We start from the raw sequence: 14,219 nt of genomic DNA on the forward strand, positions 1-14,219 counted from the left end.
CCGGCTCGCCGGTCGCTCCCCCTCGCAAGGAACGTTGATTGCAGAGCATCACTGGAGCCTCGCAACCGCAAGGGCTTCCCGTTCCTACAGAGGAGAACATTCATGGCTACCGGTACTGTCAAGTGGTTCAACGGCGACAAGGGCTACGGCTTCATCGCCCCCGAGGATGGCTCGGCCGACGTCTTCGCCCACTACTCGGCGATCAACGGCGGCGGCTTCCGCTCGCTCAACGAGGGCGATCGCGTGTCGTACGACGTCCAGCAGGGCCAGAAGGGCCCGCAGGCGGCGAACATCACCGTCCTGCGCTGACACCAGCAGATCACTCACAAGGGGTCCGGTCGACAGACCGGGCCCCTTGTCGTTTCTGCGTGGGCCGGACGAGGAGTACGACCGCGCTCAGAAGTCGACGCCGGCGATAAAGCCCTCAAGACCGCCCAGTGGCTCCAGCATCCAGACCGTGCCCAGCCAAGCGGCGGCGAGCGTCGCCATCAACCACAGGACAACCCAGCACAGCCCGGGCAGATGGGTAGCGGACGCGAGCTGATCCGCGTCGGAGGTCGGGGCTTTCCCGCGTGAACGCAACCTCTGCAACTCGATGACCGGCCGGACGGCGCCGAAGAGGAGGAACCAGGCCAGCACGTGCGCCGCACCGGCGCGCAGGGCGGCGTCCCCCCACCACGAGACCCCTGCCACCAGGGCTGTCGTCACGACCACGGACCACACGCCGAACCCGTTCCGGATGCGGGTGAGCATGAGCAACAGCAGCGCGACCAGGATCCAGAGCGTTGCGGTGACGTAGCCGAGCCCGGCGAGCCAGGCACATCCGAGACCCACGACGGCCGGAGCCGCATAGCCCGAGAACGCAGTGAATGCGAAGCCCGGCCCGTTCGCTCGCCCGGAACTGACCGTCACCCCGGAAGTGTCGGAGTGCAGGCGGATCGACTGAAGTCGCCGGCCGGTGAGCAGTGCCGCGAGGGCGTGCCCGCCTTCATGGGTGATCGTCACGGCATGACGAGTGAGGTGCCATACCGGCCGGATCAGCACGGCGAGTGCCCCGATCAGTGCACATAGGAGCGTCGTCGATGCTGCAGGTGCCGCGACCGGTGTCAGTGAGGACTGCCAGATGGCGCCCAGCACGTCGCCGATCGTCCCTAGGATGTCGTCGGACGTGTTGGCCGGTGTCACGCGATCATGATGCCACCGCCACCTGTCAGCGGCCTGAGAGGCCCGGAGCCGTGGACGGGCGACCGGGCCCGCGGAGGAGTACGAATGAACACGACAGAGACCGGCACCGCCACGCTGGTGCTCGTCCACATCGTCTATGCCCACCCCAGCGCGGATTCCTTCACCCATGCTCTGCTGGAGGCGTTCGTAGCAGGCCTGGACGACGCAGGGCACCGTCACACGGTCTCCGACCTGTACGCGATGGGCTTCGACCCGGTCCTCGGCGCGGACGAATACGTGCGGGAGTCCGGGTACCGAGCCGAAACCCCGGTGCCGGACGACGTCGCGGCGGAGCAGGCCAAGTTGGACGCGGCCGACGTGTGGGCCTTCGTCTACCCGGTGTGGTGGACGGACTGCCCGGCGATCCTCAAGGGCTGGTTCGACAGGGTGTGGACGGTCGGATGGGCCTACAAGCCTGGGACGCTGCGCAGGGCGAGGTCAGCACTCGTCCTGTGCGCGGCTGGCCACAGCGTCGCGCAGTTGCGTGAATCAGGGTGCCACCAGGCCATGGAGACCGTCATGCTGGCAGATCGCATCCACGATCGGGCTGATGCCGGGGAACTCCACGTGTTCGGAGGCTCGGCCGAGGTCACGGGCGAAGGATGGGCGGTGCGTCGGCAGGAGCACCTGGAGCACGCCTATCAGCTCGGACGCGGTGCCGGGGCGAAATGAGGACGTTGTGGAATGCGCCAGATCTGAGTCAACAAAGGAGATATGCATGAACCTTCTCAAGCCTGTTACGGTCGCCGCCTCGATTTCATTGTTGGCAGCTTGCGGCGCTGCTCCAGCAGCAACGCCGAGCAGCGATCCTTCAGCAACGGCAACCGTGCTGTCGCAGTCGGCCGAGTCGTCCCCGGTCGCGCCGTCGCCGACTGAGCCCGCCAACGCCGCGGAATCCGACCAAGAGGCCCTTCGCACGGCAGCGCAGACATACTCGGATGCCTATCTGACGGGTGACGGTGACAGCGCGTACTCGTTGCTTTCAGCGCGCTGTCAGGCTCGCATTGAGATATCCGAGTTCGCCAGCATGGTCGATATGGCCAAGTCGATGTATGGAAGCGCGCTTCCGTTCACGAGCTTTTCCGCTGATATTTCCGGGGACATGGCTCGTGTCACCTATACGTTCAGCGTGCAAGCCATCAACCAGACAGATGAACCCTGGGTGAAGGAAGAAGGCACCTGGCACGAGGACGACTGCTGATAGCTTTCGCAGCAGCGTTACACGAGTTCCTGGCCGAGGCAGCACAGATCGCTCGCAACAACAGAAGATCCTGTTCGACCATCTTCGGGACGGGGCCGTGGGTGGCCGGTGCTCCGGGCAGTGACGGCGGCGGCAGGGGATCATGATTCGGGTTCCACCCGGTGGCATACCCCATGTCCGATACTCACGGTAGTGCCGGTACTTACAGAACCCGGGTCAGCTGCGCCCCCGCCCCCAGATCATGGGAGCGTCGTCCGACTGGAGTGAGTTCCTCCGGGGAACCGGTGCCCTTGGCTCTTGGCATCTGAGCACTGAACCAGTTGCGGTGCTTCGCACAGATAGTCCTAGGATCCTCACAGAAAGCCCAGCCAAAGCCGGATGGGCTTGCTGAGTAGGGGGTCGGCATGGGGCTGTTCGACGGCGGCAAGCAGAAGCGAATCAGTGAGTTGGAGGCTGAGATCGGCCGATACCAAACCGCTAACCAGGAGATGGCGCAGCGAGTCCAGGAGCTTGGAGGCGGCGACTACCTCGGCTTCAAGCGTGCGATCGATCACGTGCAGGCCGAACATGCCCATCTCGCTCAGGAGCAGGCTGCAGCGGAAGCGCAATTGGCCGATGTGCAGGCGCAGACGGCCAAGGTTCGTGCGGAACTCGTGGGCGCCCAGGTCAAGCGGGACGAGTTACGCGCTGAGGCCGGGATTCTGGCCGAGAAGGTCGCCCTGCAATCTGACGGACTCTATGAATACGAGCACCCAGCCGAGAGCGTCATCCGGCTGCAGGACGAACTGCGGGACGTGACATCCCGGGCAAAGTCGATGGTGTCCCGCAAAGTTGCGACGAGTGCCATCGCGAACTTCACGTTCAACAACTCCGAAGCAAAAGGCCGCAAGTTCGTCGCTGATATGAGCAAGCTCATGCTCCGGTCTTACAACGCCGAAGTAGAGAACTGCGTCCTCACAGTCAAGGCCGGGAAACTCGATACGGCGCTGGCGCGGCTGCAGCGGGCGAAAGACCAGGCCGAGCGGCTTGGCTCGATGATCCACTTGACCATTAACAACGAGTACCACCGGCTCCGGTGTCGCGAACTCGAGCTGTCGTCACAAGTGGCCGACGCTAAGCAGGCACAGAAAGAGGCGGAAGCTGAGGAACGGGCACGGCTCCGAGAAGAGAAGAAAGCTCAACAGGAACTGGAACGCGAGCGCGAGCGGCTCAAGAAGGAACAGGCTCACTATCAGACTGTCCTCGATGAACTCCGCGCTCAAGGACGTGCTGACGAGGCCGCCGAGATGGAGGCGCGGCTGGCCGACATCGGAAAGGCCATCGACAATGTCGACTATCGTGCCGCGAACATCCGTGCCGGCTACGTCTACGTGATCTCGAACGTAGGAGCTTTCGGGCCGTCCATGGTGAAGATCGGCATGACGCGTCGGCTCGATCCGCTGGACCGTGTCCGCGAATTGTCGGACGCATCGGTGCCGTTCAACTTCGATGTACACGCTCTGTTCTTCTCCGAGGATGCTGTCGGCGTCGAAGCTGAGTTGCATCGCCGGTTCGCAGCCCAGCGCGTCAACCTTGTCAACGCGCGCCGCGAGTTCTTCGCCGTCACCCCGGCCCAGGTGAAGCAGCAGCTCGCAACGATCGCGGGCAACCTGCTGGAGTTTGTCGATGAACCGGAAGCCGAGCAATATCGCGAGAGCCAACGGCTCCGCGAAGACGGACCGGTTGCCATACCGGCATAGGCGAGAGTGGAACTATCCAGTTACCACACGCTTCGTCCTACGAAGCGTGTGGTGATGATGCAGTCAGTCGCCTTCCGTGGGACATACGTGGGGGAGAAGACCTTCCAAGAGCCTAGATCTCCGTCCCCCGACCCTGCACGCGAACAAAAGAAAACCCCCGCTGACTAGGTATCAAACCCAGTCAGCGGGGCCTGCAGTCTGTGTCCGAGAGAGGACTTGAACCTCCATGCCCTAAAACGGGCACTAGCACCTCAAGCTAGCGCGTCTACCTATTCCGCCACCCGGACGAGTGCTCGCACCGGTCACCCGGAGCGCCTTGAAACAATAGCATCCTTCCGGGCTCGATCGCGAACCGCAGGAGGGCCGCCGCAACGACGCTCGACGAGGTTCGATCAGCGGCATCCGACACGATCGTGTTCCCAGGTCCGCGTGGGCATCCTCGCCGGGTGAGGGGGCGCGTGCCAGTATGGGTGCCTACTCACAGGAGGTGCCATGCGTGAGCCCCCAACCAGCTACATCGCCTCGTCGCGCCTGCGTCAGGAGTTCGTGCGCGGCGTCGAGTTCGAGGTGAACCAGATCACCATGCCTCGATGGGTGACCAATCGGCAGGCCCAGAAGGTGCTCACCGAGGAGGCCGAGTACGGGGGCTGGGAACTTGTCCGACTACGTCGGTACCGCGACGGGACGAGGGACGCGTGGTTGCGTCGGCGCATCATCAAGGCGCGTCCGACCTACCTGGTCGCTCCTGCCGACTGATGCGCCGCGGCGTCCGTCCATCTATGTGGCGATGTCGACCACGAGCCGGGCGGGCGATTCGAGCGTCATGACGGCGTAGCCGCGCACTCGGTCGACCCCGATCCAGACGATCGACTGTCCCTCGAACACCGGGTCGGCGTACACGCCCCGCACGTTGCCGACGGCCGAGTCCGGCTGCAACCCCGAAGGGACATCGGTTCCCTGGGGAGGAATCATCTGCCCCGACAGTTGGACGCGAACATAGGCTTCCGCGTCCAGCCCTATCGGCTCACCGGATCCCTGCGCGGTGGGGGAGTCCCGGTATTGCACCGACCAGGGGAGATCCTCTGCCCGGCCACCGGACAGGTCGATGACGACCCGATCGTAGAGCGGATGGCTGCCCACCCGCAGGCCGGTGATCAGGAAGGTGTCGGCCGGTGTTGCAGGGGCGGACGCGAGCGGCCCGGTCGTGAACGAGGGCGATGCGGTGGCGCTCGGTGTGACCGGGTCGTTCGGCGTGGTGCTGCCGGTGGAGGAGGACGGGCTGGTCGCCGCGCTCGAGGACGAGATCGAGGACGGTGCGACCGGTGTCTCGGACGGTGTGTCGCCGGGATCAGAACAACCTGCCAGGGCCAGCATGACGACGCTGGCGCTGGTCACCAGATGGCGAGTATTCATCTCTCAACGGTAGTTCAGACCGTCTTCCGACGAGGGGATTCGGCATGGTTCCCGGTGAGAACGGCTACTTGTCGATCGGTCCTTTCGAGCGTGCCTGGTGAGGGCCGCCCGTGATGTCGTCCAGTGCCTCGACGATGGTGGCGGGGAGATCGTAGGGCTCCGTGTCGAGCAGTTCACCCAGTTGCTCGGGGGTGCGTGCCCCGAGCAGCGGCGCGGTCACCCCGGGCGCGTCCCTCACCCACAGCAGGGCGACCTGCGCGGGGCTCAGGCTCAGGCCGTCGGCGGCTCGGGCCACCGCGTCCACGACGGCACGCGACCGCGTGTCCAGGTAGGGCTCGACGAACCACGAGAGGTGATCACGTCCCCCGCGCGAGTCCCGTGGGACGCCGCGCCGGTACTTCCCGGTCAACACACCTCGTCCCAGCGGGGACCACGGCAGCAGGCCCATGCCGTGATGGTTGAGTGCGGGCAGCACCTCCACCTCGGCACGCCGGGCGAGCAGGGAGTATTCGATCTGCCCGCTCACGAGCCTTGCCCGCCCCGGTACCGCGCTCTGCCAAGCCGCCGCCGTCCCGATCTGCCAGCCGATGAAGTTGCAGACCCCTGCGTATCGCACGTTGCCGGCGTTCACCGCCTGGTCGATGGCGGCCAACGTCTCGTCCAGGGGGGCGTCACCCCAGGCGTGCACCTGCCACAGGTCGATGTGGTCGGTACGCAGCCGCCGCAGTGAGTCGGTGAGGTCGTCCAGCAGCGCGCGCCGGGACGTGTCGATGCCCTGCGGCCCGCCGTGGGTGCCGAACCCCGCCTTGGTGGCGATGACCAGGTCGTCACGGCGCAGGTCGCTTCTCATGTACTGGCCGATCAACTCCTCGGCACGCCCGCCCCCGTAGGCCGGGGCGGTGTCGATGAGGTCGCCGCCGGCCTCGACGAAGTCGCGCAGCAAGGTGCGGGCGACGTCGGGAGGGGTGTCACCGCCCCAGGTCATAGTGCCCAGCCCGAGACGTCCCACGCTCAGGCCGCAGGCACCCACCTGCCGGCGTTGCACGTCAGGCTCCGCACCCCGCGGTGAGCGCGGCCTCGGGATCGAGTACGCCGCCCACCAGCAGGCCGGCGAGGACGACAGCCAGCGCGACCCGGTAGATGACGAAGGGGGAGAACGTGTGGGTCGTGATGTAGCGCAGCAGCCAGGCGATGATGGCGTACCCGACCACGAACGCAATCACGGTCGCCACGATCGTGGGACCCCACTCGACGCAGGAGTCGGAGCCGATGTCCTTGAGTTTGAACAGTCCGGACGCGAAGACCGCCGGGATCGCGAGCAGGAAGGAGTAACGCGTCGCCGAGGGACGGTCGTAGCGCATGAACAGGCCGCCGGAGATGGTGCCACCCGATCGCGACACGCCCGGGATGAGTGCAGCCGCCTGGCACAGGCCGTAGATGATGGCGTCACGCCAGTTGAGGGCGTGGAGGTCTTTGAACTGATGGTCCTGCGCGTAGCGGTCGGCGAAGCCGAGGAGCAGACCCACCCCGCCCAGCGTGACGACGGTGATCCACAGGTTGCGCAGCGTCGAATCGATGGCGTCCTGAAACAGCAGGCCCAGGATTCCGATCGGCAGCGAGCCGACGATGACGAACCATCCCATGCGCGCGTCGAAGTCGTCCCTCGGCACCCGGCCGACCAGCGACTGCGCCCAACGGCTGACGATGCGGACGATGTCGCGCCAGAAATAGACCAGGACCGCGGTTTCGGTGCCGAGCTGCGTCACCGCTGTGAACGCGGCACCCGGATCCTTCCCGCCGAAGAAGAGCTGGCCAACAATCAGTTGGTGTGCGCTCGAACTGATGGGCAGGAACTCCGTGAGCCCCTGCACGATGCCGAGCACGATTGCCTCAAGCCAGCCCATGCAACATCCTCTCTTTTCACGGATCCGCCAGCGGTGGCAGAAATCCGCGGCCCAGCCTAGTCGGATGCGCCGGGCTGCATCGGCCCAGGCACTATCGGGCGGACACCCGCCGCCCAGCGCAACCGGACGTCGGTTACCCGGACGCCGCCCGTGCGCTCCGACGTACGCCGCAAACCGTCCCAGGATGCGCGATTCCGCTTGTAGAACGCCAATGCTCGCACGTTGTCGGCGAGCACCCACACAACGACCTCCGCCTCGGCGGGGGCCAGGGCGAGTGCCCGGACGAGGAGCGCGCCGCCGATGCCGTTCCGGTGATGCCCGGCGTCGACCCACATGTCCCAGATCTCCAGTTCGCCGGGAGCGGCGTCCGGGTCGAAACAGGGCCCGATGGACGTGAAGCCCAGCGCGGTGCCCGCTTCGTCCTGCGCGACGAGCACCCGCAACCCGTGGGGTTCGGTGAGCCGGTCGCGCCAGGTGCGTACGGCAGCGGCCTCGTCGAGGGCATCGAGGTAGGAATCGGGTAACAGGCCGCGGTAGCCCTGCTGCCAGCCCTGGGCGTGCAGGCGGCCGAGCGCCTTCGCGTCGTCCGGGCGCGCAGGCCGGACGAGCCAACCGTCTGTGGCGGGAATGTCAGCCATATGACCACCGAACGTCTCGATTTGGGAACCGGGTCTACCCAATACCAGACAGAGGTTGCGGGGCGACCTACCCTGAGGGACATGGAGTCCGCCCACCGGTACGCGTTTCCCGACCGGTTCATCGCTGGGGCGGTCGGGGAGCCCGATCGCCGCACCTTCTTCGTCCAGACCCGGCAGGGCTCACGGATGACGAACGTGGTCTGCGAACTCCAGCAGATCCGGGTCCTGGCCGAGCACCTGGAGCACGTGCTGGCCGAGCTGGAACGTGCCGGGCTTGCGGGTGACAAGGAGAGGCGTAGCTCGCGTCCGCACGACAGTGAGCCTCTGGACGTCCCCTTGGACGAGGACTTCCGGGCCGGGACGATGATCATCACCTGGCTGCCGGACTCCGCGTCCCTGCGCATCGAGCTGTTCGCGCAAGGCGCCTACCGGCGGGCCGACCGGCATCCGGACGAGGTGCTGCAGGTGGTGATCACCCTCGATCAGGCGCGCGATTTCGTCGCCCGGGCGGTGCAGATGGTCGGTTCGAATGCGCCTTCCTGCCCGTTCTGTGGGCAGCCGATCGGACCCGACGGCCACATCTGTCCCCGTGCCAACGGGTACCGCAAACCGCTGCTCGATCTGACCGATTGAGATCGACGGCTAGATTGGGGCCATGCTTGCCTGGCCTGCCGCACCACTGCCCCGGATCGACCAGCCCAGCGGACCAGGCGTCCCAGAGCGCCTACGCGTGTTCGACACTGCCTCGCGATGTCTCCGCGAGGTCGGGCCGGCCACGGGAACCGCGGGCCTCTACGTGTGCGGTATCACCCCCTACGACGCCACTCATCTGGGACATGCCTTCACGTACCTGACGTTCGACCTTCTCAACCGCACATGGCGCGATCTCGGCCTCGACGTGCGATACGCGCAGAACATCACTGACGTGGACGATCCGCTGCTGGAACGTGCCGAGGCGACCGGACGCGACTGGGTGGAGCTGGCTTCGGAGCAGGTGGAGTTGTTCCGCACCGACATGGCGAGCCTGCGAGTGCTGCCGCCCGACCACTACGTGGCCGCCACCGAGGCGATCGACCTGGTGACCGAGGCGATCGCGAGTCTTCGTGACAAGGGGCTCGTCTACCAGGTCGCCGACGACGACTACCCGGACTGGTACTTCCGGACGGCGCTCGCCCCCGGGTTCGGCGATGTGGCTCATCTCAACCGGGAGCAGGAGATCGCCGAGTTCGCGGCCAAGGGCGGCGACCCGGAGCGCCCCGGCAAGCAGGATGCCCTCGACTCGCTGGTGTGGCGCCTGGAGCGCCCGGGTGAGCCGGCGTGGGAGTCCCCACTGGGCAAGGGGCGCCCCGGCTGGCACATCGAGTGCATGGCGATCGCGGAACGCTACCTCGGGGAGACCTTCTCGGTGCAGGGAGGCGGTCGTGACCTCGCCTTCCCGCATCACGAGATGTGCGGCGCCCTCGGTGCGGCGGCCACCCACAAGCCGTTCGCGGACGCCTATGTGCATGTGGGCATGGTCGGCCTCGACGGCGAGAAGATGAGCAAGTCGAAGGGCAACCTCGAGCTGGTGTCGCGCCTGCGGTCGCAGGGGCACCGGCCGGCGGAGATCCGCCTGGCCCTGCTGGCACACCACTACCGCGACGACTGGGAGTGGTTCGTGACCGACATGGACGCGGCCGGCAAGCGTGCCCATGCCTGGCGTTCGGCGTTCTCGGCGGAGGCCGGCACCCCCGCGGAGCCGGTCGTCGACGGGCTCCGGCGGGCATTGCGCAACGATCTCGACGCGCCCCGAGCGCTGGCGGAGGTGGACGAGTGGTCGTCCGCCACGCTCGCCGGTGACGGCACCGATCCGGATGCCCCGAGGCGGCTCGCCGACGCGGTCGACGCGCTGCTGGGGGTGCGTTTCGGCTGAGTGCCGGGACGGAAGGGGCGGTGCCCGGCCGGGAGCGTGACTCAGTTCCTTCAAATTTCTGCGGCTGGTGACTCGGCTAGGGCATATGCCGTTTCGCCGAAGCCGAACAGGCCGAATCAAGGAACTTAGTCACGCATCCCTCGGCTCATGCCACGAGGCTTTGCGTAGTGTCCTCCCGCCAGTGCCCTCCTGGTCGGGGAGATCCAGCGCGTGACGGAGGACGCCGTCATCGGCCGTGTCAGCAGCGTGCTGACGCTGGGCTCCCTCGGCCTGGCGCCCTTGGCCTACGGGCCCTTCGGGCTTCTGGCTGATGCGACCACCCCGGCGGTCGCATTCTGGATCTGCGCGGCCCTCGCCGCCGCGGTGGCCGTTGCCGCCGCCGTCGCCCTTACGACGCCGACGCCTGCTCGGGGAGTGGCTGGCTCTGGTCGGAGCGAGTGATCCCGGCGACCGCGTAAACCTCGTCCTCGTCCAGGGTCTCCCGCTCCAGCAGGGCATCGGCGATCGCGTCGAGCTGGGCTCGGTGCTCGCGCAGCAGGCTCACGGCCCGTGCCTGGCACTCGGTGATGATCCGGCGCACTTCGGCGTCCACGGACGACAAGGTGTCGTCCGAGATACCGAGTTGATGCGGGTCGGCATCGTCGAAGAGCACGGTCATCGGCCCGACCTTGTCGGACATGCCCCACTTTCCGACCATCTGGCGGGCGATCGAGGTAGCCTGCCGCAGATCGGACTCCGCGCCTGTGGTGACCACACCGAACACCGCGCCCTCGGCGGCCATGCCGCCCAGCGCGCCGACGATGCGTCCCAGCAGGTACTCCTCGTCATAGCCGTAGCGGTCGGTGTCGGGGGTCGACAGAGTGACGCCGAGAGCCTGCCCGCGCGGGATGATCGACACCTTGCGCACGGGGTCGGCGCCCTTCTGGAGCATGCCGAGCAGCGCGTGCCCACCCTCGTGGTACGCGGTGCGACGCTTCTCGTCGTCCGGGATCACCACGGAGCGGGCCACACCGAGCTGGATCTGCTCCAGGGCGTTGGTGAAGTCCGCCTGGTAGACGACCTGGTCGTTGCGGCGGGCCGCCCGCAGAGCGGCCTCGTTCGCGAGGTTCGCCAGGTCGGCGCCGGTCGATCCCGGTGTCGCCTTGGCCAGCGCCGCGAGGTTGACGTCGGGGGCCATGGGGATCTCACGAGTGTGGACACCCAGGATCTTCTCGCGTCCGACCTGGTCGGGCGCGCTCACGGTGATGACGCGGTCGAACCGCCCGGGACGCGTCAGCGCCGGGTCGAGCACGTCGGAACGGTTGGTCGCGGCCATCACGACGACGCCCTCGGTACCGTCGAAGCCGTCCATCTCGGTGAGGATCTGGTTGAGCGTCTGCTCACGCTCGTCGTTGCTGCCGCTGGCCCGGGACGATCCGCGGGCACGGCCGATGGCATCGATCTCGTCGATAAAGACGATCGCCGGGGCCACCTTCTTGGCCTCGTCGAACAGTTGGCGGACGCGCTGGGCGCCCACGCCGACGATCATCTCGATGAACTCGGACGCCGACGCGGAGAAGAAGGGGACGTCGGCCTCGCCGGCCGTGGCCCGCGCCAGCAGGGTCTTTCCGGTGCCCGGCTGGCCCTCGAGCAGGATGCCCTTGGGTGCCCGAGCCCCGACGCGACGGTACTTGTCCGGGTTCTTCAGGAAGTCGACGATCTCGTCGACCTGCTCCTTCACCTCGTCGATGCCCGCGACGTCGCTGAAGTTGACGCGCACCTTGGTCTTCTCGATCGGCTTCACGTTTCGCTGCAGGCCGAACGAGCCCAGCCCGCCTGCACCCTTGGCGACCCTGCGGAACGCCCAGACGGACACGCCGATGAGCACACCCCACAGCACCAGCGACGAGACCAGGTTCGCGATCGGCCCCCGCTGATCCACCACCGGTGTCGCCCGGACGACCGCGCCGTGGGCCTGCAGGTCGGCCAGCAGGTCGTCCTGGGCGAACGTGGGACGCTCGGTCGTGAAGGTGGTGTAGGTGCCCTCCGTGGTCTGGTCGTCACCGTCGTCCGGCAACTGCGCCTCGTTGATCAGCTCACCCTGGATCGTGTCGCCCTTCGCGTAGATCTCCTTGACGTTGCCCGCGTCCACCTGCGCGATCAACTCGGTGTAGGGGATCGTCGGCGGGGTGTTCCGGGAATCCTGCCAGCTCAGCAGGGCCCACAGGCCAAGCAGGAGCAGCCCGGCGACGAGCCAGAACCTCCACAGGTTGCGGGGACGCTTGCCGGAGCCTTCCGGGCCGTCGTCCTTCTGGTCGCGCGGCAGGCCCTCGGTGCGCCACGGCTTCGGGGCGTCCAGGGGAGGCGGGCCGGACGGCGCCTCGGAGCGCACCGGACGACGGGGATCGTCGCTCTGCGTGCGCCCGGGGGACGGCGTGTCGGCCTGATTCGCCGGCTGGGGATCGGACATGTCACCTCCAAAGTGGTGGCTCAATCGTAGTCGGCCCGGGGAATGCCCAGCCGAGTGCAACCTGCGTGGTGCAAATGGGTGCGAAACGGCGCTCTGGTGGTTGACTGACCTGTATGAAGAAGCTCATCAACGACCCGGACAGGGTTGTCTCGGATGCGCTGCGTGGCATTGAGGCCGCGCACCCCGGGACACTGCGGGTCGATCACGGGAATCGGGTGGTGGTGCGCGCGGACGCGCCCGTCACGGGAAAGGTCGGAGTCGTCTCCGGTGGCGGGTCGGGCCATGAGCCGCTGCACAGCGGCTTCGTCGGTAGGGGGATGCTGGACGCCGCCTGCTGCGGGGAGGTGTTCACCTCACCGACTCCCGACCAGATACTCGCCGCCGATCACGCGGTCGACGCCGGGTCCGGGATCCTGCACATCGTCAAGAACTACACCGGCGACGTCATGAACTTCGAGATGGCCGCCGAACTCGCCGGTGCGGAGGGCATCGAGGTCGCCAGCGTCGTCACGGCCGACGACGTCGCGGTCGCCGACTCCCTGTTCACCGCCGGGCGCCGGGGAGTCGGTGTGACCCTGGTCGTGGAGAAGATCGCGGGGGCGGCCGCCGAACAGGGACGCGACCTGACCGCGGTCACGGAACTCGCCCGCCGGGTGGCCGACGGCGGTCGCTCGATGGGACTCGCTCTGACGTCGTGCACCGTGCCCGCCGCGGGCAAGCCCACCTTCGATCTGGCGGACGACGAGATCGAGCTGGGCATCGGGATCCATGGTGAGCCGGGACGCGAGCGCCAGCGGATCGCCCCCGCTCACGAACTGGCGGGCAGGCTGCTCGAACCGGTCCTGGCGGATCTCGACTTCACCGGGGCGCCTGTCATCGCCCTGTGCAACGGCATGGGCGGCACGCCACTGCTCGAGTTGTACGGCATGTACGCCGAGATGTTCGAGCGGCTGACGAGCGCGGGAATCCGTGTGGTGCGCAGCCTCGTGGGTAACTACGTGACCTCGCTGGAGATGGCCGGCTGCTCCATCACCCTGGTGCGGGCCGACGACGAGATCATCCGCCTGTGGGATGCGCCGGTGAACACGCCGGGCCTCCGGTGGGGACGCTGATGAGGCCGCTGGACGCCTTCGCCGTCGCCGATTGGCTGCGGGCCTTCGCAGCCGACGTCGCTGCCAACGAGGCATTGTTGACCGACCTCGACCGGCAGATCGGCGACGCGGACCATGGCGCGAACATGAACCGTGGAATGCGGGCCGTCGCGGCGCTCGACCCGGCCGAGTTCCCCGATGCGAGGGCCTTCACCAAGAAGGCGGCCATGACGCTGGTCAGCACGGTCGGTGGCGCCTCCGGCCCGCTCTACGGCACCCTCCTGCTCCGGTTGGCGGCGGCGCTGCCCCCGGACGGCCCGATCGATCGTGACGCCTGGTCGGTCGCTTTGCGGGCCGCCGTGGACGGCGTCCGCCAGCGGGGCAGGGCCGAGCCAGGCGACAAGACGATGGTGGACGCGCTGCAGCCCGCGTCGGAGGCGTTCGACGCCGCCCAGGACGATCCCTGGGGCGCGGCCGCGAGGGCCGCGGACGCGGGCCGTGAGGCGACGACCCCGCTGGTGGCGCACAAGGGGCGGGCGTCGTATCTCGGTGAGCGCAGCGCCGGGCATGCCGATCCCGGGGCGACGAGTGCCGCCATGCTCATCCGTGCGGCGGCAGGTACCCTGTCGTGATGGCGGTGGTCATGGC

General features: G+C 67.4%; 15 protein-coding genes and 1 tRNA gene. 9 read left to right on the plus strand and 7 right to left on the minus strand.

The features are described 5' to 3' along the window. Positions 1-102: 102 nt before the first annotated feature. Entirely contained in the window at positions 103-309 is a 207-nt protein-coding gene (gene cspE / locus FB473_RS03690) for a transcription antiterminator/RNA stability regulator CspE (RefSeq protein WP_167164925.1), read from the plus strand. Between the two features lie 87 nt (positions 310-396). Here the strand turns inward: cspE and FB473_RS03695 are convergent, their stop codons facing one another. Next, the gene (locus FB473_RS03695) at positions 397-1,185 is read right to left on the minus strand and encodes a M50 family metallopeptidase (protein ID WP_208390419.1); all 789 of its coding nucleotides are present in this window, start codon (positions 1,183-1,185) and stop codon (positions 397-399) included. Positions 1,186-1,269: 84 nt separating this feature from the next. Between FB473_RS03695 and FB473_RS03700 the strand changes: the two genes are divergently transcribed. From FB473_RS03700 to FB473_RS03710, 3 genes are all read left to right on the plus strand, one after another. Then, entirely contained in the window at positions 1,270-1,896 is a 627-nt protein-coding gene (locus FB473_RS03700) for an NAD(P)H-dependent oxidoreductase (protein ID WP_167164929.1), read from the plus strand. A gap of 46 nt (positions 1,897-1,942) precedes the next feature. Next, positions 1,943-2,425, plus strand: coding sequence for a nuclear transport factor 2 family protein (locus FB473_RS03705; RefSeq protein ID WP_167164931.1), 483 nt, complete (start codon positions 1,943-1,945; stop codon positions 2,423-2,425). 404 nt (positions 2,426-2,829) lie between these two features. Next, positions 2,830-4,164: an SNIPE associated domain-containing protein gene (locus FB473_RS03710; RefSeq protein WP_167164933.1), complete on the plus strand. Its 1,335-nt coding sequence runs from the start codon at positions 2,830-2,832 to the stop codon at positions 4,162-4,164. A gap of 201 nt (positions 4,165-4,365) precedes the next feature. On the opposite strand, the gene FB473_RS03715 is transcribed toward FB473_RS03710, so the two are convergent. Continuing rightward, positions 4,366-4,451 (minus strand) — tRNA-Leu (locus tag FB473_RS03715). A 205-nt stretch (positions 4,452-4,656) separates the two neighbouring features. Between FB473_RS03715 and FB473_RS03720 the strand changes: the two genes are divergently transcribed. Further along, the gene (locus FB473_RS03720) at positions 4,657-4,920 is read left to right on the plus strand and encodes a DUF5703 family protein (RefSeq protein ID WP_167163654.1); all 264 of its coding nucleotides are present in this window, start codon (positions 4,657-4,659) and stop codon (positions 4,918-4,920) included. A 21-nt stretch (positions 4,921-4,941) separates the two neighbouring features. Here the strand turns inward: FB473_RS03720 and FB473_RS03725 are convergent, their stop codons facing one another. The 4 genes from FB473_RS03725 to FB473_RS03740 all read right to left on the minus strand — a co-directional run bounded on the left by FB473_RS03725 (position 4,942) and on the right by FB473_RS03740 (position 8,119). Beyond that, complete coding sequence (locus tag FB473_RS03725) at positions 4,942-5,577, minus strand: AMIN-like domain-containing (lipo)protein (protein WP_167164935.1); 636 nt, start codon at positions 5,575-5,577, stop codon at positions 4,942-4,944. Positions 5,578-5,641: 64 nt separating this feature from the next. Next, positions 5,642-6,622 (minus strand): aldo/keto reductase, encoded by a 981-nt coding sequence (locus FB473_RS03730; RefSeq protein WP_167164937.1) that lies wholly within the window; start codon positions 6,620-6,622, stop codon positions 5,642-5,644. A 1-nt stretch (position 6,623) separates the two neighbouring features. Next, complete coding sequence (locus tag FB473_RS03735; RefSeq protein ID WP_167164939.1) at positions 6,624-7,481, minus strand: undecaprenyl-diphosphate phosphatase; 858 nt, start codon at positions 7,479-7,481, stop codon at positions 6,624-6,626. A gap of 56 nt (positions 7,482-7,537) precedes the next feature. Beyond that, positions 7,538-8,119, minus strand: a complete 582-nt coding sequence (locus FB473_RS03740; RefSeq protein ID WP_167164941.1) for a GNAT family N-acetyltransferase — start codon at positions 8,117-8,119, stop codon at positions 7,538-7,540. Between the two features lie 81 nt (positions 8,120-8,200). On the opposite strand from FB473_RS03740, the gene FB473_RS03745 reads away from it, so the two are divergent. Together FB473_RS03745 and mshC are read left to right on the plus strand one after the other, a co-directional pair. Beyond that, the gene (locus FB473_RS03745; protein WP_167164943.1) at positions 8,201-8,752 is read left to right on the plus strand and encodes a DUF3090 domain-containing protein; all 552 of its coding nucleotides are present in this window, start codon (positions 8,201-8,203) and stop codon (positions 8,750-8,752) included. Between the two features lie 22 nt (positions 8,753-8,774). Further along, positions 8,775-10,031: a cysteine--1-D-myo-inosityl 2-amino-2-deoxy-alpha-D-glucopyranoside ligase gene (gene mshC / locus FB473_RS03750; RefSeq protein ID WP_167164945.1), complete on the plus strand. Its 1,257-nt coding sequence runs from the start codon at positions 8,775-8,777 to the stop codon at positions 10,029-10,031. Between the two features lie 388 nt (positions 10,032-10,419). Here the strand turns inward: mshC and ftsH are convergent, their stop codons facing one another. Next, on the minus strand, positions 10,420-12,480 hold the full coding sequence (gene ftsH, locus FB473_RS03755; RefSeq protein WP_167164947.1) for an ATP-dependent zinc metalloprotease FtsH: 2,061 nt from the start codon (positions 12,478-12,480) through the stop codon (positions 10,420-10,422). A gap of 113 nt (positions 12,481-12,593) precedes the next feature. On the opposite strand from ftsH, the gene dhaK reads away from it, so the two are divergent. Beyond that, the gene (dhaK, locus tag FB473_RS03760; protein WP_167164949.1) at positions 12,594-13,592 is read left to right on the plus strand and encodes a dihydroxyacetone kinase subunit DhaK; all 999 of its coding nucleotides are present in this window, start codon (positions 12,594-12,596) and stop codon (positions 13,590-13,592) included. Continuing rightward, positions 13,580-14,203, plus strand: a complete 624-nt coding sequence (gene dhaL / locus FB473_RS03765) for a dihydroxyacetone kinase subunit DhaL (RefSeq protein WP_167168995.1) — start codon at positions 13,580-13,582, stop codon at positions 14,201-14,203. The genes dhaK and dhaL overlap by 13 nt, the downstream gene beginning before the upstream one ends. Positions 14,204-14,219: the final 16 nt, after the last annotated feature.

It is taken from the genome of Brooklawnia cerclae, from assembly GCF_011758645.1.
Lineage (GTDB): Bacteria > Actinomycetota > Actinomycetes > Propionibacteriales > Propionibacteriaceae > Brooklawnia > Brooklawnia cerclae.

What these genes read in the sequence shown, in the direction of transcription:
- FB473_RS03720 (WP_167163654.1), top strand. Translation starts at nt 4,657, where the DNA reads ATGCGTGAGCCCCCAACCAGCTACATCGCCTCGTCGCGCCTGCGTCAG.
- cspE (WP_167164925.1), top strand. Translation starts at nt 103, where the DNA reads ATGGCTACCGGTACTGTCAAGTGGTTCAACGGCGACAAGGGCTACGGC.
- mshC (WP_167164945.1), top strand. Translation starts at nt 8,775, where the DNA reads ATGCTTGCCTGGCCTGCCGCACCACTGCCCCGGATCGACCAGCCCAGC.
- FB473_RS03740 (WP_167164941.1), bottom strand. Translation starts at nt 8,119, where the DNA reads ATGGCTGACATTCCCGCCACAGACGGTTGGCTCGTCCGGCCTGCGCGC.
- ftsH (WP_167164947.1), bottom strand. Translation starts at nt 12,480, where the DNA reads ATGTCCGATCCCCAGCCGGCGAATCAGGCCGACACGCCGTCCCCCGGG.
- FB473_RS03725 (WP_167164935.1), bottom strand. Translation starts at nt 5,577, where the DNA reads ATGAATACTCGCCATCTGGTGACCAGCGCCAGCGTCGTCATGCTGGCC.
- FB473_RS03735 (WP_167164939.1), bottom strand. Translation starts at nt 7,481, where the DNA reads ATGGGCTGGCTTGAGGCAATCGTGCTCGGCATCGTGCAGGGGCTCACG.
- FB473_RS03710 (WP_167164933.1), top strand. Translation starts at nt 2,830, where the DNA reads ATGGGGCTGTTCGACGGCGGCAAGCAGAAGCGAATCAGTGAGTTGGAG.
- dhaK (WP_167164949.1), top strand. Translation starts at nt 12,594, where the DNA reads ATGAAGAAGCTCATCAACGACCCGGACAGGGTTGTCTCGGATGCGCTG.
- FB473_RS03705 (WP_167164931.1), top strand. Translation starts at nt 1,943, where the DNA reads ATGAACCTTCTCAAGCCTGTTACGGTCGCCGCCTCGATTTCATTGTTG.
- FB473_RS03700 (WP_167164929.1), top strand. Translation starts at nt 1,270, where the DNA reads ATGAACACGACAGAGACCGGCACCGCCACGCTGGTGCTCGTCCACATC.
- FB473_RS03745 (WP_167164943.1), top strand. Translation starts at nt 8,201, where the DNA reads ATGGAGTCCGCCCACCGGTACGCGTTTCCCGACCGGTTCATCGCTGGG.